Here is a 24899-nt window from a genome sequence, read left to right on the forward strand (position 1 = left end):
AAATATTCCGGTTTTTTGTTGGAGTTTCCTGTATTCCTGAGTAAAATCTCCTGCGAAACTTTTATCAGCTTCGCAAAAGGGAGGAAAAAAAGGATGCAGGTGCTGGAAGCTCAGCGGCTTCGAAAGGAGTTCGGCCCGTTAGCAGCGGTTCAGGATGTTTCGTTTACCATTGAACAGGGACAGGTGGTGGGGCTCATCGGCCCCAACGGTGCCGGAAAAACAACCCTGCTTCGGATGCTGGCTGCCTTGCTGCCGCCGACCGACGGAACCGCCGCAATAATGGGGATGGACCTTTGCCGTCATCCTCTCGAAATCCGCAGGCGAATCGGTTATCTTCCCGATTTCTTTAATCTCTATAACGATTTGACCCTTTGGGAGTGTCTGGATTTTACCGCCCGCGCCTACAGCGTTCCGTCCGACCAAATCCCCCGGAGAATTGATACGGTGCTCGAATACGTAAATTTGACGGGAAAAAAACACGACCTATGCAGGCATCTTTCCCGCGGAATGGTTCAGCGGATGGGCCTGGCGGTTCTGATGGTGCACGAGCCTGACCTCTATCTTCTGGATGAGCCGGCCTCCGGTTTGGACCCGATTGCCCGCATCAATCTCCGGAATATCCTCAAACGGCTTGCTGACGAAAAGAAAACGATTCTGATTTCCTCTCATATTCTGCACGAATTGTCGGAGTTCTGCACTCATATTGCAATCATGGATCAGGGGCGAATCCGATATTTTGGTTCCGTTGAGCAGATTCGGGAATTGTGTATGCCGGTGCGAATCCTTCGGGTCAGGGTGCTGGGGGACCCGCAGAAAGTTCCTGCCGTCCTTCGTGAGTTCCCGAATGCGGCAGTCAAAGACATCTGCGACACGGTCATCCGCCTGTCTGTCAAAGGCGGTCTGGAGACGGCGGCACAGCTGAATGCGTTTCTGGTCGGACATGGTGTATCGGTTGCGGAGCTTACCGAAGAGAAAAAAGACCTGGAGGACTTGTTCTTGGCGATATCGGCAAAAGAGAATGTTTTTTCCTGATAAAAGGAGGAGGGTATGGCCAATCCGCTGATTCGACGGTATCAGTATTCACTGCTGCGTCCTGAACAGGGCTGGATTTACGGAGTTGTTTATGTGTCCCTGGTGGGATTGATTCTGATTGTCAACCTTCTGTTTTATGCCCGTCAGTCTGTTCTGATTCAGCAGGAGCCCTGGCAGCCGTTTCGGAGTCTGTTTTTCCAGTTTACGGTATTTCAGTGCCTCCTGCTTTGGGTCCTGGCCCCCTCCAACACAGGCGGTGTGATCCCGAACCTGATGCTGCAAAAGGCCTATGACTTCCTGCGTCTTCTGCCGCTGTCGGCGGTTCAGAAGATTGTTGGGATCGTTCTTGGACGCAATCTGCTTCTTTTGTCGGCGGCGGCCGCCAATTTTCTCTTTTTTGCGATGTTTGGTCTTCTGGGCCGGATTTCCTGGAGCATGCTTTTGCAAATTGCTCTGCTTTTGCTCTCCGTCGGACTCTTTCTATGTTTGCTGTCGCTGCTGCTTTCGCTGCGTTCCTCTCCCAAACGGGGCAATCCGTTCCTTCTGTTTTTGGTGTTGTTTTTTACCTTCGGCCTGCCGTTTTTTCCGGCTTTGATTTACAATACCCAAGAGGCGAGGGACGTTTCATTTTATTTTTGGCGGATTCCTCTGCTGATTGCCGTCAGCGGGGTGCTGCTGTACTTTTCGGTGTGGGCTTTTCTCGGAAACCGGCGGTGGTTTACCTATGAATATGAGTCTCTGTTTTCCTGGAAGGGAGCGATGCTCTTTCAGCTGCTTTTTCTGCTCCTGCTGTTCGGGTTCTTTTATCCGTATCGACAGGCCGAGCAGCACGAAAAGATTTTTATCGGTTTCTGCATAGCCGGATTAGTACCGGTGGTGCTTCTGCCGACAGGGGCCTGCCGAACCTATGAAAAATATCTTGAATTGTCGCGAGGATTCCCAACCGAGAAGATGTCGGTTTTTGACCTGTTCCGCCGTTCCAATCCGGTATTGTCGGTGCTGATTTATCTGATTTGGCTGGGATTTTGCCTGGCGGCGTGCCGTCTGTTTGCCCTTTCAGCGGCCCCGTTTTTGCTTTTTGCCGGGGTCGTGTTTACGTTTTATCTGGTGTGGCTGGGACTGTTGGAATTGACGGTTGTGTTTTATAACACCCATTCGAAAATCATTTTATTGACAGGGTTTGTGATAGTGTTGTATCTGTTTCTGTCTTTTATCCTTTCGGGGCTCTTTGACTGGGACTATTTGTCTGTTTTCAGCCCGCTGGGCTATCTGGTGTATGTGTCTTCTCGGTATCCGGGGGAAATCCCTCTTCCGCCTGTTTTCCCGAATCTATTTTTGTGCACAGCTCCGATTATTCAGATTTTCGGGCGTTACAAATGGATGATAGACACCCGAAAAGCGCTGGCCAAAGTTTCCTGATTCCCAACAGCTGTTATTCGAACAGACGGCGTACAATTTGCTCGGCGGCGTCCGTTCGTCCGAGTTTTTTGACGGCGGCCGCCATCCGGTCCAGTTTCTCCGGGCTGCTCATCAGGTCCGTGAGGGTCTGGGAAAGGACCTGTCGGGTCCTGGAGGGCTGCCGAATGTCGTCCTCGATAATGATTGCGCCGCCTGCGTCGGCCAGCGGTTTGGCATTCAGGAACTGGTGCCGGTCTTTGTGATACGGATAGGGCAGGCAGACGGCCGGCACACCCGCCGCCGCGTATTCCGCGATGCTGACGGCTCCGGCACGCCCTACAACCAGCGAAGAGGCCTTCAGCAGGGCGGGCATCTGGTGACAGTAGTCAATCGCCTGATAGAGAATGGTCGGATTGCCGGCCTGCGCACGCACCCATTGATAATGCGCCATGCCCGTCAGATGAACGACCTGCCACTTTGCGGCGAATTGCTCCAAAGATGGAAGAATTTCCAGAACGGCCTGATTAATGCTTAACGAGCCGCTGGAGGCCCCCGTAATCAGCAAAATCTTTTTGTTCGGGTCTAAATCGTACGTTTTGTAGATGTCTTCTGAATGGGAAAAAAAGTCTTTCCGAAGCGGACAGCCGACAACTTCGACACGTTCAGAGAAACGTCCGAAGTAGGGACGAGTTTGTTCAAATTGGACGAAAATCCTCCGGGCATATCGGGCCATCAGCCGATTCGATTTGCCCGGAATACTGTCCACATTGATTAAAAAGACGGGGATCTTCAGAGACCGAGCCGCTGCCGCGGCCGGACCGCACACAAATCCGCCTGTACCGATGAGAATTGTGACGGATGTCTCCGGTCGAAGAATCTCTTTCACAAAATAATAACTTTTCAGAAACTGGGCCAGAAACCGAACGGCTTGAATCGGGGATTTAGACAATCCCACGGCGGGCAAAGGCAGGAAATCAAAACCGCTCGGTCCTAAAATTTTTGCATCTACCTCGCGGCTGCTGCACAAAAAGGTAATCTCGGTTTGCTGGAACTGTTCTCGAATTTTTTCTGCGACGGCCAGCGCCGGATACAGATGCCCTCCAGTTCCTCCGCCGGCAAAAAAAATACGCTGAATCTGTCGGGAATTCACGGGTTCAAAAGCTCCTCGGATTCGGAAGATTGTCGGGCGATATTGAGCAGAATGCCTGTGGCGGCCGCCGTCAGCAGCAGACTGGTTCCGCCTGCACTCACAAACGGCAGCGGGATGCCTTTGGTCGGCAGTACGACCGTAACAACCCCAATGTTGATGGCGGCTTGAATACTGATTGAAAAAACAATTCCGGCAGATAAGAGTTTCCCGAAACGGTCGGGGCATCGAAGAATAATTCGAATCCCAAATAGTAAAAATAAGGCAAACAATACCAGAATCCACATGGCCCCGATAAAGCCCATTTCCTCTGCAATCACGGCAAAAATAAAGTCGGTTGTATCTTCCGGCAAATGACCGTATTTGAATACGCCGCGTCCCAGCCCGGCCCCCCAGAGTCCTCCTGCGCTGATGGCCTTCAGAGACTGCTGCGCCTGATAAGGCAGCCCCTGTTCATCAAACAGATAGGAGAAAAACCCTTTAATGCGATTGATGCGTGTCGGGGAAAGGAGTACAGCCGTAAGGAAACCCGGTATGGCAATCACCAAGGGCGAAAGCATGTGCCACCAGACTGCTCCGCCTATCCACAATAATAGAAAAGTGATCAAAGCGATAAAGGCAGCCGTCCCGAAATCTTCAATGATGATCAGGACAATGGTCAGCCCAATCAGCAGACAAATGGGGAGAAAACGCCTCTTGAAATCTTGTATTTGACTGCCGAATTTGTCCAAATAGGCCGCTGTGAATATTATCATGACCCATTTGGCTAATTCTGAAGGTTGGAAACTTAGATAAGCCGGCCCCGGTAATAGGTCCAGCCAGCGTTTGGATTGGTTTCGTTCCTGGCCAAAGATAAGAACTGCAACTAATAGAAGAAGACTAACAATCACCAGATAGAAGGAAGTTGATTTCCACCAAGGTCGTTTGAGGTGAAACCAGTGGTAATCTACCCGTCTCATCAGCAGCAAAACTCCGACGGCTAAGGGGAAAAAGACAACCTGTTTGAACATCGGTGTTTCGTAAAAACGAGAACGTTCCAGACTATACCCTACGCTGGCACCCGCAGAATATACAAAGACTGTTCCGGTGGCCATCAAAAGGAGAACCACTATTTCAATGGCAAAATCCCCGACCGGAGAAGTCTGCGTTTCTTTCCGTTCATAAAACTTCTTTGTTGGACAATTCCTTTTCATTTTCTTTGGGGAAAAAATCACCATTTGTTATTTTTCGACTGCCCACTTGATTTCCGGTTAAAAAACTCTTCAGGAGAAGAAAATTTTTATCGGGAATTCAGGATATTGCAATACAGTTATGTCTTGTTCAAGCGTGAAATTGGTTAATTTGATGAATTTTTCTCAGTTTCTTTTGGGTGGCTGTAAAAAATTTGAGATTTTTTTCTACAGAAAATGAACGTTTTATTTTGGTTGTCTGTACGAAAGAAAAAGCGTAAACTCTAAAATACTCTAAAACCGCATAGGAAGGGAGCGCTAATTTGAATCCGGCTCTTGAGCGGAAAGACTGTTCGGTTGTCTTGGTTGGGCCTGCGGGTATGGGTATCCAGACAGTAGAGCAGGCTCTTGTGAAAGTGCTGAAATCTGCTGGGTTCCATATCTTTGCTACCAAAGAGTATATGTCCCGAGTCCGCGGGGGGATGAATTCCACCAGTCTGCGTGTCGGGTCTGTTCCGGTTTCGGCACCGGTGGAGCGGATTGATTTGCTTTTGGTCTTGGCCCCCGGCGGGGTGACCCATGTGTCCGGACGAATCAGCTCTTCTACAGTAGTTCTCGGCGAAAAGGAACATTTTTCGCAGGAAATGCCTTCTGGAATCCGGACAATAGACATCCCCTTTGAGCAGATTGCCTCCGAGATTGGGAATAAACTTTATTCCAATACGGTGGCCGTAGGTCTGCTGGGGGCGGTTTTCCATGTGGAAGAAGCGATTCTGGAGGATTTTGTTCAGAAGCGTTTTGCCGGCAAGGAACCAAAAGTGGTGGAGGAGAATAAAAAAGCCATCCAGGCCGGTTTTGCACAGGGACTTCGGCTGGTTCAGTCCGGTCTTTTGGATATTCGTCTCCAACCCGACCCGCGTGTCAAAAACCAAATCGTTATGGAAGGCATAGAAGCCGTCGGTTTTGGGGCCTTAGCAGGGGGGTGCAATTTCATCGGGGCCTATCCGATGTCGCCTTCGACGGGCCTTTTGACTTTTCTGGCCAAACACGGGAAACGATTCGGCGTTGTCGTCGAGCAGGCCGAGGATGAAATAGCGGCGATCAATATGGCTCTGGGGGCCTGGTATGCCGGAGCCAGAGGCATTGCCAGCACCTCCGGCGGCGGTTTTGCTTTGATGACGGAGGGGCTTAGTCTGGCGGGGATGCTCGAAAGCCCGCTGGTGATTCACTTGGCCCAGCGGCCCGGACCGGCGACCGGCTTGCCGACCCGAACGGAGCAGGCCGACCTTGACTTGGCCTTGTATGCCGGACACGGAGAGTTCCCGCGGGCCATTCTGACGCCGGGCAATCTGCAGCAGGCCTTTGAGCTGACCAGACACGCCTTTGACCTGGCCGACCGATGCCAGGTGCCCGTATTCGTTCTAACCGACCAGTATTTGGCCGATACCTACTACAATACGGAGCCCTTTGACCTTTCCACTGTCCGGGTAAACCATCATTTTGTTGAAACGCAGGAAGGGTATCTCCGATTTGCTTTGACGGAATCGGGGCTCTCGCCGCGGGGCATTCCGGGATACGGCCGGGGATTGGTTGCGGTGGACAGCGATGAACACGATGAGTTCGGCCGGATTACGGAAGACCTGAGTCTTCGAACGAGGATGGTGGAGAAACGGCGGGCCAAAGAAAAATTTCTGATTGAAGAGGCGATTGCTCCGACCGTTTGGCCTGAGCCGAACCGAGGACAGGTGGTTATCTGCTGGGGCTCTACGCTGCCGATAGTTCAGGAAGCCCTGGAGGTTCTCGGATGGGAGGATGTGGGACTGGTCCATTTTCCGCAGGTATTTCCGCTGCACCCGTCCACGGCCCCAATCCTGGCCCAGGCCCGAACGAAAATCTGTCTGGAAGGCAATGCCGGAGGGCAGTTTGCCCGGCTTCTGAAGGCGTATGCGGATGTCGAAATCACCCACAGGATTCTTAAGTACAACGGAGCGGCATTTACAGTCGAAGAAATTGTCCGACGACTGAAGGAGATCTTAAAATAGCGATGGACGAGAAAGTTTTCTATCCCGGTAGACTGGATATTGCCTGGTGTCCCGGCTGCGGCAACTACGGGATTCTGCGGGTGCTGCAGAAGGCGCTGGCGGAACTGGATATAGACCCGCACAATCTGGTCATGGTTTCGGGGATTGGTCAAGCCGCCAAACTGCCGCATTATTTCAACTGCCATTATTTCAACGGTCTGCATGGGCGGGCGCTGCCGGCGGCGTTTGCGATTTCGGCCGTTAATCCGAATCTGACGGTCATCGCCGAAAGCGGCGACGGCGATATGTACGGCGAAGGCGGAAATCATTTTATTCATACCATTCGACGCAATCCCAACATCACCAATATCATTCATAACAATATGGTTTACGGGCTGACGAAAGGGCAGGCCTCCCCGACCAGTCGGCGCGGCTTTAAAACCCCGGTTCAGCCGGCGGGCGTCATCAATGAGCCCTTTAATCCGCTGGCTGTGGCCATTGCGCTGGATGCCTCATTTGTCGCCCGAACCTTTATCGGCGAGGCCGATCGCACCAAAGAAATCCTCAAACAAGCCATCCGGCATCCGGGATATGCTCTTGTCGATATCCTGCAGCCCTGTGTGACCTTTAACAAGATCAATACCTACCAGTGGTTTAAGGAGAACACATATTGGCTGGAAGATCACAATCCGCTCGATCGGCGGGCGGCTTTTTCCCGGGCGATTGAAGAAAGTGAGGGAGGGAAACTTCCGCTGGGGATTTTTTACATCAATTCCAACAAGGTTCCCTACAACCAGGCCGCCGGGATTTATGAAACAGACACCCGGCCGCTTTTCCAGCGTTCTGTGGACCTGGAGAAATTGAAGGGGCTTCTCCAAAGTTATATAGGATAACGGGTTTCATATTGCGATTCGTTTTTCCTGAATAGCAGCGAACATGCCTTTGTTTTTTATGTAGAATATTTAGGACAAAGTTTGGTGTGTTAATCGGAGAAATTCCGATGAAGATAGCCGTTTTCAGCAACAAACCTTATACGGAACGTTCATTTCGGCAGGCCAATGAAGCCTTCGGCCACGAACTGGTCTTTTTTGAGGAGCGTCTGAATGCCGAGACGGTTTCCTTGGCGAACGGCAGCGGGGCGGTTTGTGTATTTGTCAATGATGAGCTCCATGCAGAAGTCATCAAGGCCCTGTCCGAACTGGGAGTGCAACTGATTGCCCTGCGCTGCGCCGGTTTCAATAACGTGGACCTGGCCGCAGCGGAAAAGTGGGGTCTGTCGGTCGTTCGTGTGCCCGCTTACTCGCCTTATGCGGTGGCGGAGCATACCGTCGGGCTGATTTTGGCTCTGAATCGTCAGATTTATCGGGCGCATATGCGCGTCCGGGAGGGCAATTTTTCGCTGGAAGGTCTGCTGGGGTTTGATTTGCATGGGACAACGGCCGGGATTGTCGGCACCGGCAAAATCGGCTCTGTCGTGGCCCGCATCCTGAATGGGTTCGGGTGCATTCTGTATGCGTATGACCTTCAGCCCAATCCGGAATGTCTCGAACTGGGAGTCCGATATGTTTCCATGGATGATATTTATCGACTGTGCCGGATTATTACGCTGCATTGCCCCCTGACTCCGCAGACGTATCATTTGATTAATGCGGAGTCCATCGCCAAAATGCAGGATGGGGTAATGCTGATTAATACCAGCCGCGGGGCCCTGGTCGATACGCGAGCGGCCATCGAAGGCCTCAAAAGCGGCAAAATCGGTTATCTGGGGCTGGATGTTTATGAGGAGGAAGCAGACCTGTTTTTTGAGGACCTGTCCAACCAGATTATTCAGGATGATGTCTTTGCCCGGCTGCTGATGTTTCCGAATGTGGTCGTAACCGGGCACCAGGCCTTTTTTACCCAAAACGCCCTGACGGCGATTGCGGAAACGACCCTGGCGAATGTATCGGCCTTTGAGCGGGGTGAATGCCAGAATATCGTGCTTTGCCAGAAGGTCGTCTGCCGCTACAAAGAATCCTGAACCGGTCTTTATATTGTATGATTGGAGACGGCTTTCCGGATTCGGTGCAGGGCTTCCTGAAGCCGGCTTTTCGGACAGGCAAAATTCAGCCGAACGTATCCCGGACTGTCAAACTCCGCCCCGTCCGAAACTCCGACACCGGCCTCTTCAAAAAATTCCGCAGGATTAGACAGCCCCAGTCCCCGGCAGTCTATCCAGGCCAGATACGTTGCCTCCGGGGAGATTACGGACAAGCCGGGCAAAGCGTTGATGGTTTGACAGAGCAGGTCGCGATTGTTTCGGAGGTACTTGAGCAGACTGTCAAGCCATTCAGCCCCTTGGCGGTAGGCGGCGATGCAGGCTGTATATCCGAGCGGACCGACATGCGGAACGATTCCTCGCATTGCTCGTAGAAAACGGTGCCGAAGTTCCATGTTGGGTATCACGGCATAAGCACAGCCGAGCCCGGGCAGATTGAAGGTTTTGCTGGGCGAAGCCAGGGTGATGGTCTGCCGGGCGATTTCTGCCGATAGGGAGGCGGTTGGAATATGCCGGCTGGTTTCGTCCAAAATCAAATCCGCGTGTATTTCATCGGAGCACAGCAGCAGGTTTTTTCGCAGGCACAGGTCGGCCAGCTTTGTCAGTTCCTCCAGTTTCCAGATGCGTCCGACGGGATTGTGCGGATGGCAGAAAAGAAGGACCCGTGTCGCCGGGCTGATGGTTTGTTCCAGACGCTCAAAATCAATTTCATATCTGTCGGATGTTTTTCGAAGCGGGCATCGAAGAAGTTTTCTGCCGGAATTGAGAGGGGCTGTCAAAAAAGGGGGATAGACGGGTGTCAAAACGGCGACTTCTTCGTCGAGTTCCGCGAAAGCCCGGCAGACGACGTTCAATCCGCATACCAGACCCGGCAGCCAGACAATCCATTCTTTTTGAATAGCCCATCCGTACCGGATTTGAAACCAAAGGCAGACGGATTCGGCGGCCTGCGGCGGGGCGGCGGCATAACCGAATATCCCGTGTTCGACTCGTTTCCGGAGGGCTTCTAAAACGGCCGGCGGTGAGGGAAAATCCATATCCGCCACCCACATCGGAATCACATCACGTCCGGCATACCGGGCCCATTTGAGAGAGTCTGTTCCTCTCCGCTCGGGTGCATTGTCGAACGGGAAATCCTGTTTCTGTGAAGTCAAGGTCATCCCATCGGCCTGAATGGTCAGGTATTGGCGGAAACAGCCCCGTTTTCAAACTTGCCGAAAATCATCCGTCCGGCGGACGTTTGAAGCGAACTAGTGACGGTAAAAGAGATGGTTTGGCCGATTTTGCTGTTGGCCCCCTCGACCACGACCATCGTGCCGTCATCCAGATAGCCGACGCCCTGCGTGGGTTCTTCTCCGAGTCGGATGATTTTGACCCGCATCGTTTCCCCGGGAAGCGTAACGGTCTTGAGGGCGTTGGCCAGGTCATTGATATTGATGACATCCACCCCTCGCAGCGTCGCCACCTTGTTCAGGTTGAAATCATTTGTGACCAGCCGGCCGTCGCAGTTTTTCGTGAAGGCAATCAGTTTCTGGTCCACGCCGGCGTTATCCTCAATTCCCGGCGGGGGTGTATCATCGATTTTTACTTCGACAATTGTGCTGTTCTGGAGTTTGTTGAGCATGTCCAGGCCGCGCCGGCCGCGATTGCGCTTGATTTTTTCCGGAGAGTCCGCAATCAGCTGAAGCTCATTCAGGACAAACCGCGGAACAATCAGCGGGGCGTCAAACAGCTTTGTCTCCGCAATGTCGGCAATCCGCCCGTCGATGATGACGGAGGTATCCAAAACCAAAGGACGCAACCCCTTTGTTTGTCGGGAAAACTCAATGTAGGGTATCACAAAACGAACGTCGTCTTTGGTGCGAATCACCAGACTGATTGTCAGATAACAAATGCACACTCCCATCAGCCAGGTAACCATCTGGAGTGTGTCGGCTTCCAGCTTGAAAAAGAGCAGGTTGAGCATTTCCAGAACGCGAGACATGGCCCAACTGATGAGCATACCGACCAGGAGACCGAAGAAAATACCCGCCAGAGCGGAGAGGGTTTTTTTCGGGGTCAGCCATTCTACGAGAATTGCCAGGATTGTAACGACTAATCCGACGACAAAAACCTGAATATCCTGCGGGTTTCTGGCTGTGTTGTTCAGTCCAATCAGGAGGAATGATGTTGCTGTAATTAAGAACAGGACTCGAATGAATAATAATAATAGAAGCATAAATAACCCTTTCAAGAATCAGAAGAAAGTTTAATAAAAATATCCGGAATTATTATCAATTATCGGCAGTATATCCCAAGTACTTTTCAAAAACAACAAACAGGTTTCCCATCTTTTCCTTCCGGGCAAAGGTTATAGGACGTCCATAAAGGCAAAAGGTGATACAGTTTACGGACAAATATCCCCAAAAAACTAATTAAGGCCCTGAGCAAAATAGTCGAATTCACGAATAGATTCATCTGCGGAAGAGTGTTACAGGTTCAGGAGTGTCAAAAGATGAGTATAATGAAAACTCCGGTTGAGATTCGAACCTTCTTTCAGAAAGTCATAGAGGATAATCATTCCCGCGCCGAGCAGCAGGGGGTGGTTTTGTCGCTCGAAATGGAGGAGGATGTTCCGCAGAGTTTTTCCACAGATCAGGTCAAACTTACTCAAGCGCTGAACGCCTTGATTCAGCAGGCACTGATTCGCACCCAACAGGGTACGGTAACGGTTCGTGTACAGAGAAGCCAGGGGCAGGTGAAGATTTCGGTGGAGGATACCGGCTGGCAGCCCACTTCGGAAAGTATTCAGTCGGTTCTGGACCCCAAAACCTCCGCCAGCGTATGGGGGCGAGATGAAAAGCTGTCGCAAATTGCGATGCCGCTGCGGCTTAGTGCGAAGTTCATTGGGCTCTTAGGCGGACGGCTGGAGATGACGCCTTCGCAGGAAGGGCATACTTGTTTTTCTTTTGTGATTTCCGAATCGGGTTCCCAGTCCTCTTCATCTTCGGAAGTTCAGAAACAGACCTCCGACAGCCGGCCGAAGGAAACACACATTGCTTCCGATACCGCTCGTGTTCTTCTGGTAGATGATGTTCAGGAAAACAGGGCATTGCTGGAAGTGCTTCTGAAAAAGATGGGGTGCGTCTGTTCTCAATGCTCCAACGGTCAGGAAGCGGTGGAGCTGTGCCGGAAAGAAAAGTTTGATTTGATCCTGATGGACCTCCAGATGCCGATTCTGGATGGTTTTGAGGCGATTCGTCAGATTCGAGCTGATTCGTTCAATCAGAAAACCCCCATTCTGGCTATGACGGCTTCCGGACAAAAAGGGGATGACTTGAAGGCCCTTGATGCGGGGTGCAATGACTGTCTTGGCAAACCCATCAGCCGGGAACGGCTCCAGCGAAAAGTCTGGCGGCTGCTGGCTCAGCAAAAGCAGCTGAAAGCGGCCGAATCGGGCGGCGAAATCCTTTCGTTCCTTGAGGGAGACCCGGATTATCAAAAGGCCGTGGAGACCTTTGTTGAAAATCTGCCGGCCAAGATTGAGGAGATGCGTAAGGCCTTTGAGAAGAGGGACTGGAAAGATTTGGCCTTTAAGGCCCATGCCCTAAAGGGGTTAGGCGGCTTTGCGGGCTTTCCGGTCTTTACGGAAAAGGCCAAAGACCTGGAGGAGACGGTTAAGGCCGAGGATATCCAGCGAATCGCCCAGCAGCTGGATGAAATGGTGCAGCTTTGCTTGCGGACCCGCCTGCAGAACAAATAAAACCTTTCTCTTTTTTTTCTGAACGAAAGGGACTTGTGAAAAGTCCCTTTTTTGTGCGCCTCATTTCTTTTCTGCCAAAATGGCAGGCAAGCCCAAAGGCGTTGTGTTTGTAAGTGTCTTATTATTCGAACTTTATGTGTTGCTTTGGTTTGGGCACAGCGTTTGCTCTTTTCTTTCTTCAACTGTAAGGAAAGGAAGGGAGTTTATGAAATTCGATAAGTTTACACTCAAGGCACAGGAAGCATTGGCGACATCCCAGCAGGTGGCGATGGCCCGTTCCCATACGGTTCTTTCGCCGCTGCATCTGCTCTTTGCACTGCTTTCTGACGAGGAGGGAATGGTGCCTTTGATTTTGAAAAAAATCGGCAGCCGGCTTGACCGGATTCGTCAGATGACGGAAAGTGAAATGAATCGTCTGCCCAAAGGTAAGGTCTCCGGGCAGATTCTGCCGGATTCGGCCTATCAGCAGGTTATCCTCGATGCGCAAAATCGAGCCGACAGGATGGGGGATGAATATCTGAGCACAGAACATTTGCTGCTTGCCCTGGCGGATATTCAGAGTGATGCCAAGGAGATTTTGTCTGTGAATTCTATTACTCCCCAGGCCGTTGAAAAGGCCTTAAAAGAGATTCGGGGGGATCGGAAGGTGACAGACGACAATCCCGAAAGTAAATATCAGGCCCTGGAGCGGTTCGGCATTGATTTGGTTGAACTGGCCCGCAAAGGCAAGCTGGACCCGGTCATCGGAAGGGATGAGGAGATTCGCCGCTGTATGCAGGTGCTGAATCGGCGGACTAAGAACAACCCGGTCCTGATTGGGGAGCCGGGGGTTGGAAAAACGGCGATTATAGAGGGATTAGCCCAGCGGATTGTGGCCGGCGATGTGCCTGCCGGACTGAAAGACAAACGCATCATTGCGCTGGATATGGGGGCGTTGGTTGCCGGAACCAAATTCCGCGGAGAATTTGAAGAGCGGTTCAAAGCGGTTCTCAAAGAGGTCATCGATTCGCAGGGCCGCATCATCCTGTTTATCGACGAACTGCATACGATTGTCGGTGCGGGCAGGGCCGAAGGGTCTGTCGATGCGGGCAATCTTCTGAAACCCTCTTTGGCTCGGGGGGAACTGCGCTGCATCGGGGCCACAACGCTGGACGAATACCGCAAATACATCGAAAAAGACGCAGCGCTGGAACGGCGATTCCAGCCGGTGATGGTGGACCCGCCGACGGTTGAAGAAACGATTGCTATCCTGCGGGGCCTTAAGGACCGGTATGATGCTCACCATGGCGTGCGGATTGCGGATGCGGCGCTGGTGGCGGCGGCGACGCTGTCGAACCGGTATATTTCCGACCGGTTTTTGCCGGATAAAGCCATCGATTTGGTCGATGAGGCCGCCTCCCGTCTGCGGATTGAGAATGATTCCCTGCCTTCGGAGCTGGATTCCATCCGACGGAAAATTATGCAGCTGGAAATTGAGCGTCAGGCCCTGAAGAAGGAAACCGATGAGACCAGTCGGCGTCAGCTCGAAAAAACCGAAAAGCAGCTGGCGGAGCTGAAGGCCCAGGATGCGGAACTGACGGCTCGCTGGGAGTCTGAAAAGGGGGTCATTGAGCGAGTCAAAAAACTCAAAGAACAGATTGCCGCCGCACAGGCGGAATTTGAAGAAGCCCAGCGGCGGGGGGATTTGGAAAAGGCGGCTCGCTTAAAATATGAGACCATTCTCGGTCTTCGAAAGCAGCTTTCGGATGCGGAGGAAAAACTGGCCAAAGCCAACGGTTCTTCAATGATTCGCAACGAAGTGACGGAAGAGCATATCGCTCAGGTGGTCAGCAAGTGGACAGGGATTCCGGTTTCCCGTCTGATGGCCGGACAGCGTCAGCGTCTGATGAAAATGGAGGAGGAAATCCGGCAGCGCGTCGTCGGACAGGAGGAGGCAGTTTCGGCCATCTGCAATGCCGTCCGGCGCAATCGTGCCGGTCTGGGGGACCCGAACCGACCCATCGGGGTTTTCCTGTTCCTGGGGCCCACGGGGGTTGGAAAAACCGAGCTGGCCAAAGCGCTGGCGGAGTTTCTGTTCAATGATCCCAACAGCATGATTCGGATTGATATGAGCGAGTTTATGGAGCCGCATTCGGTAGCCCGTCTGATTGGGGCTCCCCCCGGGTATGTCGGTTATGAAGAGGGCGGACGGCTGACGGAGGCCGTGCGGCGAAAACCCTATTCGGTTGTGCTGCTGGATGAAATCGAAAAAGCCCATCCGGATGTCTTTAATGTGCTGCTGCAGGTCTTTGATGACGGGCGTCTGACGGACGGAAAGGGCCGGACAGTCGATTTCAAGAATACCGTGATTATTATGACCAGTAATTTCGCCAGCCAGCAGATTCTGCAGCTGACGGAAGAACAGGGGGCGGATTGGGAAATTGAGGCCCATGTCAAAGATGCCCTGAAAAAATACTTCAAACCGGAGTTTCTGAACCGGATTGATGAGATTATCATCTTCCATATGCTTCAGCGGGAGCATCTGAAGCAGATTGTGGACATTCAGCTGCGGTATCTGGCCGAGCGGCTCAAAGGCCGGAATCTGGAGGTGGAATTCACGGAGGCCGCTAAGCAGCTGCTGATGGACGAGGGCTACGAGCCGTCCTTCGGGGCTCGTCCGCTCAAACGCGTGATTCAGCAGCGTCTGGAAAACCCGCTGGCGGCGGAGTTGATTGCGGGCAAATTTAATGAAGGGGACAAAATCCGCATTGATGCCGACGGCCGTCATTTCCGGTTTGAGAAAATCGCCGCGGCGGCCTAAGCCGGTCAGGGCAAAAGGATGATTTTTCCCAGATGGGCGGATTCGAGAATCTGCCGATGGGCCGTCGGTGCTTCTTCCAGAGGCAGCCGCGAGGCAATGACCGGTTTTATCTTGCCCTGGAGTAATGCCTTTTCAAGGCCCGCATAAATCTCGTGTGATTCTTCGGCGGAGGCGTTCATCAGCATCAGACCGTGAAGGTTGAGTTCTTTGGACATGGCCTTGCGGGGGTCGATTTCGATGCGTCCGCGTGAGCCGATGATTACCAATCGGCCGCCTTTGGCCATGATTTCCATATCCCGGTCCAGATTGACGTTGGCCAGCATTTCCAGCACAATATCCACTCCGCCGGTCAGGTCGAGAATTTTCTCAAAATGACCGGGGTCATTGTGGTCGAAAACGTATTGAGCCCCCTGTTGGAGGACCAGCTGCCGGCCTTTTTCCGTACCGGCGGTTCCAATCACCTGCAGGCCTGCCGAAACGGCTAACTGGACCGCCGCAATGCCCACTCCGCCGCTGGCCCCGTGAATCAGGACCCATTGGCCGCTGACTCCTTGAGCCCGCTGAAACAGGGCCCGCCAGGCCGTTCCGTATGGGATGCCGAGAGCGGCCCCCTCTTCGAAGGAGACGGAGTCAGGCAGGGGATGAAGATGTTTGGGCAGACAGAGGGTCTGCTGGGCATAAGTGCCGCTCAGGGAGCCCGATGTGTAAACCCGCCGGCCGGGTTGGAAAAGACCGGCCTCCGGGCCGACTTCCAGCACGACCCCCGCCGCATCAAAGCCCGGAGTAAAGGGCAGCTCTTTTTTTATGGGGTAACTGCCGGAACGGATATAGGTGTCCACCGGATTGACTCCGACGGCCCTGACCTCTATCAGAATTTGTTCCCCAGCGGGGCGGAGAGCAGGAACCTCTTCTATCTGCATCACTTCCGGAGGTCCACATTGATGAATCCGAACAGCTTTCATGACAGACAGTTATAGCAAAGCGAGGCGATTTTGTAAATTTTTTTGCGGGATCCCTTGACTCAATTATTTCTAATTGCTTAAGGCATCAATAATTAAAGGATGGCAAAAACCTTGTTTTTGCGGGTAATTAGAAATTGATGGTTTAAAAAATTGTCCAAATATGTTAGAAAACCCCTGATGAAAAGTCGTTTAATATATAGAAACGGCATTTGAAAGGAGACAATATGGTGCTCGGCAGAAAGCTCAGGATGGGAATGGTCGGCGGGGGACCGGGAGCATTCATCGGGGAGGTTCATCGCAAGGCGGCCAGAATGGATGGTCAAATCGAATTGGTGGGAGGGGCGTTTGATATCAATCCTGAAAAATCCAAGCAAATGAGCAAAGTGCTCTATTTAGACCCCAATCGCTGCTACAGCTGTTATCAGGAAATGATCGAGCAGGAGCTGAAGCTGCCGGAGGGGGAGCGGATGGATTTTGTCGCGATTACCACACCCAACAACTGGCATTATCCTATCGCACGCGATTTGCTGGAGGCCGGTTTCCATGTGATGTGCGAAAAGCCGATGACGATTTCGGTTCAGGAGGCCCGCAGTCTGGTTCAGATTGTTCAAAAGACCAAACGGGTTTTCGGCCTGATGCACAACTATACCGGCTATCCGATGGTCAAATTAGCCCGGGATATGGTTAAAAACGGCGAACTGGGCAAAATACGCAAGATTGTTGTGCAGTACCCGCAGGGCTGGCTGGCCACGGCTCTGGAGCGCACAGGACAGCAGCAGGCCTCTTGGCGGACCGACCCCAAGCAAAGCGGCGGAAGCGGCTGCGGCGGCGATATCGGTACACATGCCGAAAACCTTTCTGAATACATTACAGGTCTGAAAATGACCCATTTGTGCGCAGAACTGACAACCTTTGTGAAAGGCCGGAAACTGGATGATGATGTCAACTGCCTGGTGAAGTTTAACAACGGTGCGAAGGGAATTCTGCATGCAAGCCAGATTTCGGTCGGCGAGGAAAATAACCTGGCTATCTGGATATATGGAGAAAAGGGAAGCCTTGAATGGCATCAGGAGCACCCCAACTACCTCTACGTCAAGCCGATGGGCAAACCAATGCAGGTCTGGAAGCGGGGCAATGACTATGTAGCCGCCTACAGTCCCGCCGCCGCCCGGGCGACGCGTCTTCCGTTTGGCCATCCGGAGGCCTTTATCGAGGCCTTTGCCAATATTTACCGCAACTTTGCGGATACGGTCCGAGCCAGAATGGAAGGACGCAAACCGGACCCGCTGGCCCTGGATTTCCCGGATGTCCACGACGGACTTCGCGGTATGCTGTTTTTGGATACGCTTCTGGCCAGTGCGAAAAGCAAACAAAAGTGGACTCCGTTTAAGAAATAGGACAGGAGAGCGGACTTATGGCACGAGCGGTGACGATTTTCACAGGACAATGGGCGGATTTGCCGCTGGAAAAACTGGCTGAAATCATGGCCGGGTTTGGATATGACGGGCTGGAATTGGCCTGCTGGGGCGACCATCTGGATGTCTGGAAGGCGGCGGAGGATAAATCCTACTGCAAAAAACAGAGGGCCATTCTTGAAAAACACAAACTGCAGTTGTTTGCCATCAGCAACCATTTGGCGGGCCAGCTGGTTTGCGACCTGAACAATGACAGCCGTTCCGATGCTTTTGCTCCGGCGGACTGTGCGGGCAATCCGGAAAAGAAACGGGCCTGGGCGGTCGAGACGATGAAGAAAACCGCCAAAGCCGCTCAAAATATGGGCGTAAAAGTGGTCAACGGCTTTACCGGCTCATCGATTTGGCATTTGCTCTACAGCTTCCCGCCCGTTACGGAACAGATGATTGAGGACGGTTTCAAATATTTTGCCAAGATGTGGAATCCCATTCTGGACGAGTTTGACAAATGCGGGGTGAAGTTCGCTCTCGAAGTGCACCCGACGGAAATCGCCTTCGACATTTACACAGCCAAGCGGGCCCTGGAGGCAATCGGTCATCGGGAAACATTCGGGTTTAATTTTGACCCCAGCCACCTTCATTGGCAGATGGTCAATCCGGTGTGCTTCCTGAAGGAGTTCGGCGACCGGATTTATCATGTTCATATGAAGGATGCGGCGCTGCAGCTGGACGGCCGGAGCGGCATTCTCAGCTCGCATCTGAATTTCGGAGACCCGCGGCGAGGATGGGATTTCCGTTCGCTGGGGCACGGCGGAATTAATTTTGAGGAGATTATCCGCACGCTGAATCAAATCGGCTATCAGGGGCCGCTGTCGGTTGAATGGGAGGACAGCAGGATGGATCGCATGCATGGGGCCAAGGAGGCCTGTGCATTTGTGAAAAAGATAGACTTTGCCCCTTCGAAGGTGGCCTTTGATGCGGCCTTTGACCGAACCTGACGGGGTGCAAGCAGAAAGGATTGTATGAGCGGTTCTGCAATCAGCCGCCGGGAATTTCTCCGGAGTGCGGGGATAACGGCGGCGGGGGTGATTGGTTTTCCTTACTGGATACGTCCGTCTGCGCTGGGAAAACAGGGGGGGATATCTCCAGGCAATCGAATCACAATCGGCTGTGTGGGGATGGGCTGGCAGGGTGAGGCCAACCTACGGGCATTTCTGGCCGAGTCCGATGCTCAGGTTGTTGCGGTCTGCGATATTGACCGCAATCATCTTGAGCAGGCCCGAAGACAGGTGAATCGGCACTACGGGAGCGAAGACTGCAAAACCTATACAGATTATCGCGAAATGATGGCTGACCCTGCCATCGATGCGGTGATGCTGGCTTTGCCGGACCATTGGCATGCACTGGTTGCTGTGGCCGCCGCCCGTGCCGGCAAGGATATTTACGGCGAAAAACCCCTCACACACACCCTCCGGGAAGGGCGGATTCTCTGCGATACGGTGCAGCGGTACGGTGTCATCTGGCAGACGGGCAGCTGGCAGCACTCGGAATCGAATTTCCGTTTTGCCTGTGAACTGGTGCGAAACGGACGCATCGGCAGGGTCCATACGGTCGAAGTGGGGCTGCCGTCCGGCCATCGGGATTTCGCCGGTACGCAGGGACAGGAAACGATGGGCCCGCCTCCGCCGGAGCTGGATTATGAAACCTGGCTTGGGCCCGCTCCGTGGGCTCCGTACTGCCCGGCCCGGGTCCATAAAAACTGGCGATGGATTTATGATTACGGCGGGGGGCAATTGATGGACTGGGTCGGTCATCACGTTGACATTGCTCATTGGGGATTGAATCTGGACCATGCGGCCCCGATTGAAATTGAAGGCAGCGGTGAGTTTCCCAAAGATGGGTTGTGGAATACAGCGACCCGCTATCGTCTTACTGCCAAATATGCGGAAGGATTCGAGATGATTATCGCCGGCGGGCATGAGGATATCCGCGGCGGAACCCGGTGGATTGGAACGGACGGCTGGGTCTGGGTGACTCGGGGACAGCTGGATGCTTATCCGAAACGTCTGCTGCAGGAGCAATTCGGCCCTTCGGAAGTGCATCTGCCGCGAGCGGCCAATCATGTCCGAAATTTTCTGGACTGTGTGAAAAGCCGGCGACAAACGCTGGCTCCCTGTGAAACGGCGCATCATTCGGCCGTTCCCGGCCATCTGGGGCAGGTTGCTATGCTTTTGGGCAGAAAAATTCGGTTTGACCCGAGGACGGAGAAGATATTGAATGATGAAACCGCTGACCGAATGCTCAGTCATTCGTATCGGAGTCCATGGTCGCTTTAAGGGAAAGTCAATAATGAAAGAGTCGAAGCCGTTCAGTCGAAGAGAGTTTCTGAAGACTTGCGGAGCCGCCGCGGGTCTGGTAGCATTCCCTTATGTGATTCGTCCTTCCGCCCTCGGAAAGTTCGGCACCGTGGCTCCGAGCAATCGGATTGCAATGGGGGTTATCGGATGCGGGGCCATGGGGACCGGCAATGCCCAGACTTTTCTTTACAATTTTCCGCAGGTGCAGTTTGTCGCGGTCTGTGATGTGGATTTGCGGCGGGCCCGAACTCTCAAGGAGGAAATCGACCGCAAATACGGAAATGAAGATTGCGTGGTGTACAGCGATTTTCGCCGTCTGATTGCCCGCGGGGATTTGGATGCCGTCTGCCATGCCGTGCCCGACCACTGGCATGCGCCGATTTCAATTGCCTGTGCGCAGGCCGGTTTGGATATGTACGGCGAAAAACCGCTGGCTCGAACGATTCAGGAAGGACGCGCCATTTGTGAGGCGGTCCGGCGGTACGAGGTCATCTGGCAGACCGGCAGCTGGCAGCGCTCGCTGGCCAATTTCCATCGAGCCTGCGAGCTGGTCCGAAACGGACGCATCGGCAAGGTCTCGTATGTGGAGGTGGGGCTGCCGGATGGAAACCCCAACAGTCCTTCCTTTCGGCCTCTGCCCGTGCCGAACGGGTTTGATTATGAGATGTGGCTGGGACCGGCTCCCTGGCGGCCCTATCAGGATTTCGGACACGGCGGCGTCCATTGGGATTGGCGCTGGATTATGGACTATTCCGGCGGGCAGTTAACCGACTGGGCGGGACATCATATCGATATTGCCCATTGGGGGCTTGGATTGGACCTGACCGGTCCCTGTGAGGTCGAAGGGCAGGGCAAATACTATCAGGACGGCATTTATGATACCCCCTACGAATATGAATTCGTCTGCCGATACGAGAACGGGCTGCAGATGAAAGTGGCTAACGCCTCCCGACTGCCCAAAGGGATGGGGACAACCTGGTACGGGGAGCACGGCTGGATACACGTGGACCGCGGGGATGTGCTGGAGGCATCCAATCCAAAGATTCTTCGGGAAAAAATCGGACCCAACGAAACCCGTCTGTTTTTCAGCCCCTCCGGACATCACGGCAATTTTATTGACTGCATTAAAAGCCGGGGCAGGACGGCGGCACCGGCGGAAGTGGCGCACCGCTCGATTACCGTCGGCCTCTTGGGGGAGATTGCGATGCTTCTGGGACGCAAAATCAAATGGGACCCCAAAACGGAAACGATTTTGAATGACCCGCAGGCCTCCCGTATGCTCGGCCGTTCGATGCGGAGTCCTTGGCATCTGTAGAAAGGAATGAATCCTATGAGAAAAAGTTTCTGGATGCTGTTGTTCGCAATTGCGGCTGGACTGTCAAATGTGGGCATCGGTGCCTCGCTGGATGCCGCGGGGCTGCGAACCCTTCTGGAACAGTCTCGGCAGTACGACTTTGGTCAAAGCCGGCGTGTGCTGACGGACATCGAGAATCAGATCAAAGCTGTTTATGACTCGCCGGAGGAGCTGGCCAAGGCCGAAGCGGTTTTGCTGGAGATGCTCCAGTCGGATTGTTCATTTGCTTTGAAGGACTTTTTGTGCCGGCAGCTGAGTGTTATCGGCTCGGCCCGTTCTGTTCCGGCACTGGCAGGACTTTTGAAAGACCCAAAGACGGCGGCACCGGCTCAATATGCCCTGGTTCGAATTCCTGTTCCGGAAGCGGACAAGGTTCTGATAGAACACCTGGCAAAGTCAGAGCCGTCTGTTCGCATCGGGCTGCTGACGTCGCTGGGGCTTCGCAGGACGCAAACAGCGGCAGAAACCATCGCTCCGTATGCCGCCGATGAAAACCAGGCTGTGGCAGAGGCGGCCCTGTCGGCTTTGGGACAAATCGGAACCCCCGAGGCCGCAGCGGCTCTCGAAAAACAAATGGAAAAGATTCTGCCGGCCTTAAAGACTCGGGGATACGATGTGCTGTTGGCGTGTGCGGAAAAGCGGCTCCAATCGGGTCAAAAAGCGGAAGCGGCATCGCTTTTCCAGAAAATCTATACGCAAAAAGACTTGTCCGGACTGCTTCGTGCAGCGGCCCTGCAGGGGCTTCTGCAGGCCGTTTCGCCGGAGCAGGCGGACCGTCAAATGCTGGAGGGCCTTGAGGATGCAGACGCGCAGATTCGGACAGTCTGTCTGCTGTGGGCCTGTCGGCTGAATCGTCCGGCTGTCATCCAGAAAGCCCGACAAATGATGTCCTCTTTGCCGGATTGGCAGCAGGTGCAGTTTTTGACGGCTTTGGGCGAGACAAAGTCTTCCGGTGCCCAAGAAACGGCTCTCTCCGCTCTTTCTGCTTCGTCGCCGGAGGTAGTCTTGGCGGCATTGGAAACCTTGTCGGTTGTCGGGGATGCGTCCTGTATTCAGCCCCTGGCGCAATCAGCCGCTCAATCGTCAGAACGGCGGATTCGTCAGGCGGCCCAGACGGCTCTGGAACGTCTGCCGGATCCTCAAACGGATGCGGCTATCGCCCAATTGCTTGAAAAAATGGATTTTACGGCGGAGAACCAATCCGCTCAAAGTTATGAACTGATTCTTGCTGCCGGACGCCGAGGGACACGGGATGCCTTTCCCCTGATTCTGAAGGCCGCCTCGGTGGGCAGCCGTTCCGTCCGTCGGGTGGCGATGGAGTCTCTTGCCGCTCTGGCGGGACCGGAGGATATTCCCCGGATGACTTATCTGCTTGACAATCCGGATGCAGAGGTTATCCGGGTGCTGGCTGCAGCGGCTTCCAAACAGGCCGAGCGAACAGGCCGCGCCAAGCCGTTTTTGCCGCTGCTTGCCGGAGCCGGTCCTCAGAAAACCGCCGCCGTTTACCAAATCCTCGGACGTCTGGGGGATCCGGATTCCCTGGAGATTTTGCGAAAAGGGCTTCAGTCAGAGAATTCAGACCTTCAGGAAGCGGCTTTTCGTGCATTAACCGAATGGCCCGGACCGGAGGTGACAGAGGAAATGAAGCGATGGTCTGCGGAGGGCAAGAGTGAGTCCCGCCGCGTGCTGGCTTTCCGGGCGTATGTAAGGATGGTTCGACAGTCTGAGATGCCGCTGCCGCAAAAAGCATCGACGCTGGCGGAAGCGATGGGCTTGGCGCCTCGGGAAGAGGAAAAGAAAATAGTCCTGGCGTCTTTGGCGGACGTGCCCTCAGAACAGACCCTCAAGGCCGCCGTCGGGTGCTTAATGCAGGAGTCGATTCGTCCGGAGGCCCAGGCCGCCGTTTTGGCTATTTGTCAAAAGATGTCATCCAGACGTCCGGAGCTGTGCCGCGATGCGCTGACAAAGCTGCTCGAATCTTCTCCCCCGGACGAAATCACCAAAACAGCTCAGGAAATGCTCAATGCGATGCAAAAATCTCGGTAATCCTTTAAACGGAGACGTCAATATGAAAAAACAAACAGGCTCGCTCAGCCGGCGGGATTTCCTGCGCGGAGTTGCCGGAACCGCCGCCTTTACAATCGTGCCGTCCTCTGTACTGGGGGGAGGAACCCGCAAACCGCCCAGTGAACGGCTGAATATAGCGGGCGTCGGCGTCGGCGGGATGGGAAAGGCCAACCTGATGGCCGTCTGCGACCCCAAAGGCGAAGACCCTTCCCGAGCGGAAAATATTGTGGCTTTGTGTGATGTCGATGAGGCCTATGCCGCTGAGACGTTTTCCCTGTATCCGAAGGCCAAACGCTACAAAGATTTCCGCGTGATGCTCGATGAAATGGGCGACCAAATCGATGCAGTGATTGTCGCCACACCAGACCATACACACGCCGTTGTGGCGCTGGAGGCGATGAAACGCGGCAAACACGTTTATGTGCAAAAACCCCTGACACGAACCGTCTATGAAGCACGTGTATTGACCGAGGCCGCTCGGAAATACGGGGTGGTGACTCAGATGGGCAATCAAGGACACAGCGGGGAAGAGATCCGGCTGATTTGTGAGTGGATTTGGGACGGAGCCATCGGGCCGGTGCGGGAGGTGCATGCCTGGACAAACCGTCCGGTCTGGCCGCAGGCAAAACTGCGTCCGACGGAAACTCCGCCGGTTCCGCCGACCCTTGATTGGGATTTGTGGATTGGACCGTCTCCGATGCGGCCGTATCATCCGATTTATCATCCGTGGGATTGGCGGTGCTGGATTGATTTCGGAACGGGTGCTCTCGGCGATATGGCCTGTCATGTGATGGACCCGGTTTTCTGGGCCCTGAAATTGAAATATGCGACCAGTGTTCAGGGCAGTTTCGCCAAAATCTGTGTGGATAAATGGAAGCATCTGGAGCATCCGGAAACGTATCCGACAGCTTCGATTATTCATTTTGAGTTTCCGGCTCGCGAAGATATGCCGCCGGTTCAGGTGCACTGGTACGACGGCGGGCTTCTGCCTCCGCGGCCGGATGAACTGGAGCCGCAGCGGCGGATGGGCGACAGCAGCGGAGGAGTGATTTTTGTCGGAGACAAGGGCAAACTGATGTGCGGCTGTTATGCCAAGGGTCCGCAGCTGATTCCCTATTCAAAAATGAAGGAGTACAAGCGGCCGGAACGGACGCTGCCTCGTGTCACGACAAGTCATGAATTGGACTGGGTTCAGGCCTGCAAGGAAGGCCGGCAGCCCAGTGCCAGTTTTGATTATTCAGGACCCTTTACGGAAATGGTTCTGATGGGCAATCTGGCCCTGTTCTATCCCGGGCAGAAACTGCTGTGGGACGGCGAGGCCATGCGGGTAACCAATGTGGAAGAAGCCAATCAATATGTCCGTCAGCCCTATCGGGACGGATGGAAACTGGAGGCATAAA

The 24899-nt window shown here is 53.7% G+C and carries 18 protein-coding genes; 13 read left to right on the plus strand and 5 right to left on the minus strand.

Going from position 1 to position 24899, the window contains the following annotated elements:
* The first annotated feature begins 93 nt into the window (after positions 1 to 93).
* Both PKY88_02565 and PKY88_02570 read left to right on the plus strand, forming a co-directional pair.
* Complete coding sequence (locus PKY88_02565; protein HOQ04083.1) at positions 94 to 1032, plus strand: ABC transporter ATP-binding protein; 939 nt, start codon at positions 94 to 96, stop codon at positions 1030 to 1032.
* A gap of 15 nt (positions 1033 to 1047) precedes the next feature.
* Positions 1048 to 2451, plus strand: coding sequence for a hypothetical protein (locus tag PKY88_02570; protein HOQ04084.1), 1404 nt, complete (start codon positions 1048 to 1050; stop codon positions 2449 to 2451).
* Between the two features lie 13 nt (positions 2452 to 2464).
* Here the strand turns inward: PKY88_02570 and PKY88_02575 are convergent, their stop codons facing one another.
* Positions 2465 to 3580 (minus strand): UDP-N-acetylglucosamine--N-acetylmuramyl-(pentapeptide) pyrophosphoryl-undecaprenol N-acetylglucosamine transferase, encoded by a 1116-nt coding sequence (locus tag PKY88_02575; GenBank protein HOQ04085.1) that lies wholly within the window; start codon positions 3578 to 3580, stop codon positions 2465 to 2467.
* Positions 3577 to 4770, minus strand: a complete 1194-nt coding sequence (locus tag PKY88_02580; GenBank protein HOQ04086.1) for a putative peptidoglycan glycosyltransferase FtsW — start codon at positions 4768 to 4770, stop codon at positions 3577 to 3579. Before PKY88_02580 ends, PKY88_02575 begins: the two co-directional genes overlap by 4 nt.
* 299 nt (positions 4771 to 5069) lie before the next feature.
* Between PKY88_02580 and PKY88_02585 the strand changes: the two genes are divergently transcribed.
* From PKY88_02585 to PKY88_02595, 3 genes are all read left to right on the plus strand, one after another.
* The gene (locus PKY88_02585; protein HOQ04087.1) at positions 5070 to 6788 is read left to right on the plus strand and encodes a 2-oxoacid:acceptor oxidoreductase subunit alpha; all 1719 of its coding nucleotides are present in this window, start codon (positions 5070 to 5072) and stop codon (positions 6786 to 6788) included.
* 2 nt (positions 6789 to 6790) lie between these two features.
* On the plus strand, positions 6791 to 7660 hold the full coding sequence (locus tag PKY88_02590; protein HOQ04088.1) for a thiamine pyrophosphate-dependent enzyme: 870 nt from the start codon (positions 6791 to 6793) through the stop codon (positions 7658 to 7660).
* Positions 7661 to 7767: 107 nt separating this feature from the next.
* A complete protein-coding gene (locus PKY88_02595; protein HOQ04089.1) occupies positions 7768 to 8787 on the plus strand; it encodes a 2-hydroxyacid dehydrogenase in 1020 nt (339 codons plus the stop codon).
* 8 nt (positions 8788 to 8795) lie between these two features.
* Here PKY88_02595 and PKY88_02600 read toward each other — a convergent pair whose 3' ends face one another.
* Both PKY88_02600 and PKY88_02605 read right to left on the minus strand, forming a co-directional pair.
* A complete protein-coding gene (locus PKY88_02600) occupies positions 8796 to 9965 on the minus strand; it encodes a PatB family C-S lyase (protein ID HOQ04090.1) in 1170 nt (389 codons plus the stop codon).
* Positions 9966 to 9982: 17 nt separating this feature from the next.
* Positions 9983 to 11023 (minus strand): TRAM domain-containing protein, encoded by a 1041-nt coding sequence (locus PKY88_02605; GenBank protein ID HOQ04091.1) that lies wholly within the window; start codon positions 11021 to 11023, stop codon positions 9983 to 9985.
* Positions 11024 to 11299: 276 nt separating this feature from the next.
* Between PKY88_02605 and PKY88_02610 the strand changes: the two genes are divergently transcribed.
* Together PKY88_02610 and clpB are read left to right on the plus strand one after the other, a co-directional pair.
* Positions 11300 to 12547 carry a response regulator gene (locus PKY88_02610; protein ID HOQ04092.1) on the plus strand — a complete coding sequence of 416 codons (1248 nt, stop codon included), beginning with the start codon at positions 11300 to 11302 and terminating at the stop codon, positions 12545 to 12547.
* A 205-nt stretch (positions 12548 to 12752) separates the two neighbouring features.
* On the plus strand, positions 12753 to 15347 hold the full coding sequence (gene clpB, locus PKY88_02615; protein HOQ04093.1) for an ATP-dependent chaperone ClpB: 2595 nt from the start codon (positions 12753 to 12755) through the stop codon (positions 15345 to 15347).
* Positions 15348 to 15352: 5 nt separating this feature from the next.
* Here the strand turns inward: clpB and PKY88_02620 are convergent, their stop codons facing one another.
* Positions 15353 to 16267 carry an NADPH:quinone reductase gene (locus PKY88_02620; protein HOQ04094.1) on the minus strand — a complete coding sequence of 305 codons (915 nt, stop codon included), beginning with the start codon at positions 16265 to 16267 and terminating at the stop codon, positions 15353 to 15355.
* A 266-nt stretch (positions 16268 to 16533) separates the two neighbouring features.
* Between PKY88_02620 and PKY88_02625 the strand changes: the two genes are divergently transcribed.
* Genes PKY88_02625 through PKY88_02650 form a run of 6 tightly spaced genes read left to right on the plus strand, consistent with a single transcriptional unit; the run spans position 16534 to position 24898 of the window.
* On the plus strand, positions 16534 to 17706 hold the full coding sequence (locus PKY88_02625; GenBank protein HOQ04095.1) for a Gfo/Idh/MocA family oxidoreductase: 1173 nt from the start codon (positions 16534 to 16536) through the stop codon (positions 17704 to 17706).
* Between the two features lie 17 nt (positions 17707 to 17723).
* The gene (locus tag PKY88_02630) at positions 17724 to 18719 is read left to right on the plus strand and encodes a sugar phosphate isomerase/epimerase (protein ID HOQ04096.1); all 996 of its coding nucleotides are present in this window, start codon (positions 17724 to 17726) and stop codon (positions 18717 to 18719) included.
* A 24-nt stretch (positions 18720 to 18743) separates the two neighbouring features.
* Positions 18744 to 20057 (plus strand): Gfo/Idh/MocA family oxidoreductase, encoded by a 1314-nt coding sequence (locus PKY88_02635; protein ID HOQ04097.1) that lies wholly within the window; start codon positions 18744 to 18746, stop codon positions 20055 to 20057.
* 13 nt (positions 20058 to 20070) lie between these two features.
* Entirely contained in the window at positions 20071 to 21393 is a 1323-nt protein-coding gene (locus PKY88_02640; protein ID HOQ04098.1) for a Gfo/Idh/MocA family oxidoreductase, read from the plus strand.
* A 15-nt stretch (positions 21394 to 21408) separates the two neighbouring features.
* Positions 21409 to 23478, plus strand: a complete 2070-nt coding sequence (locus tag PKY88_02645; protein ID HOQ04099.1) for a HEAT repeat domain-containing protein — start codon at positions 21409 to 21411, stop codon at positions 23476 to 23478.
* A 22-nt stretch (positions 23479 to 23500) separates the two neighbouring features.
* A complete protein-coding gene (locus PKY88_02650) occupies positions 23501 to 24898 on the plus strand; it encodes a Gfo/Idh/MocA family oxidoreductase (protein ID HOQ04100.1) in 1398 nt (465 codons plus the stop codon).
* The last annotated feature ends 1 nt before the right edge of the window (position 24899 follow it).

This window comes from Anaerohalosphaeraceae bacterium (genome assembly GCA_035378985.1).
In the GTDB taxonomy this organism is placed as follows: Bacteria; Planctomycetota; Phycisphaerae; order Sedimentisphaerales; family Anaerohalosphaeraceae; genus JAHDQI01.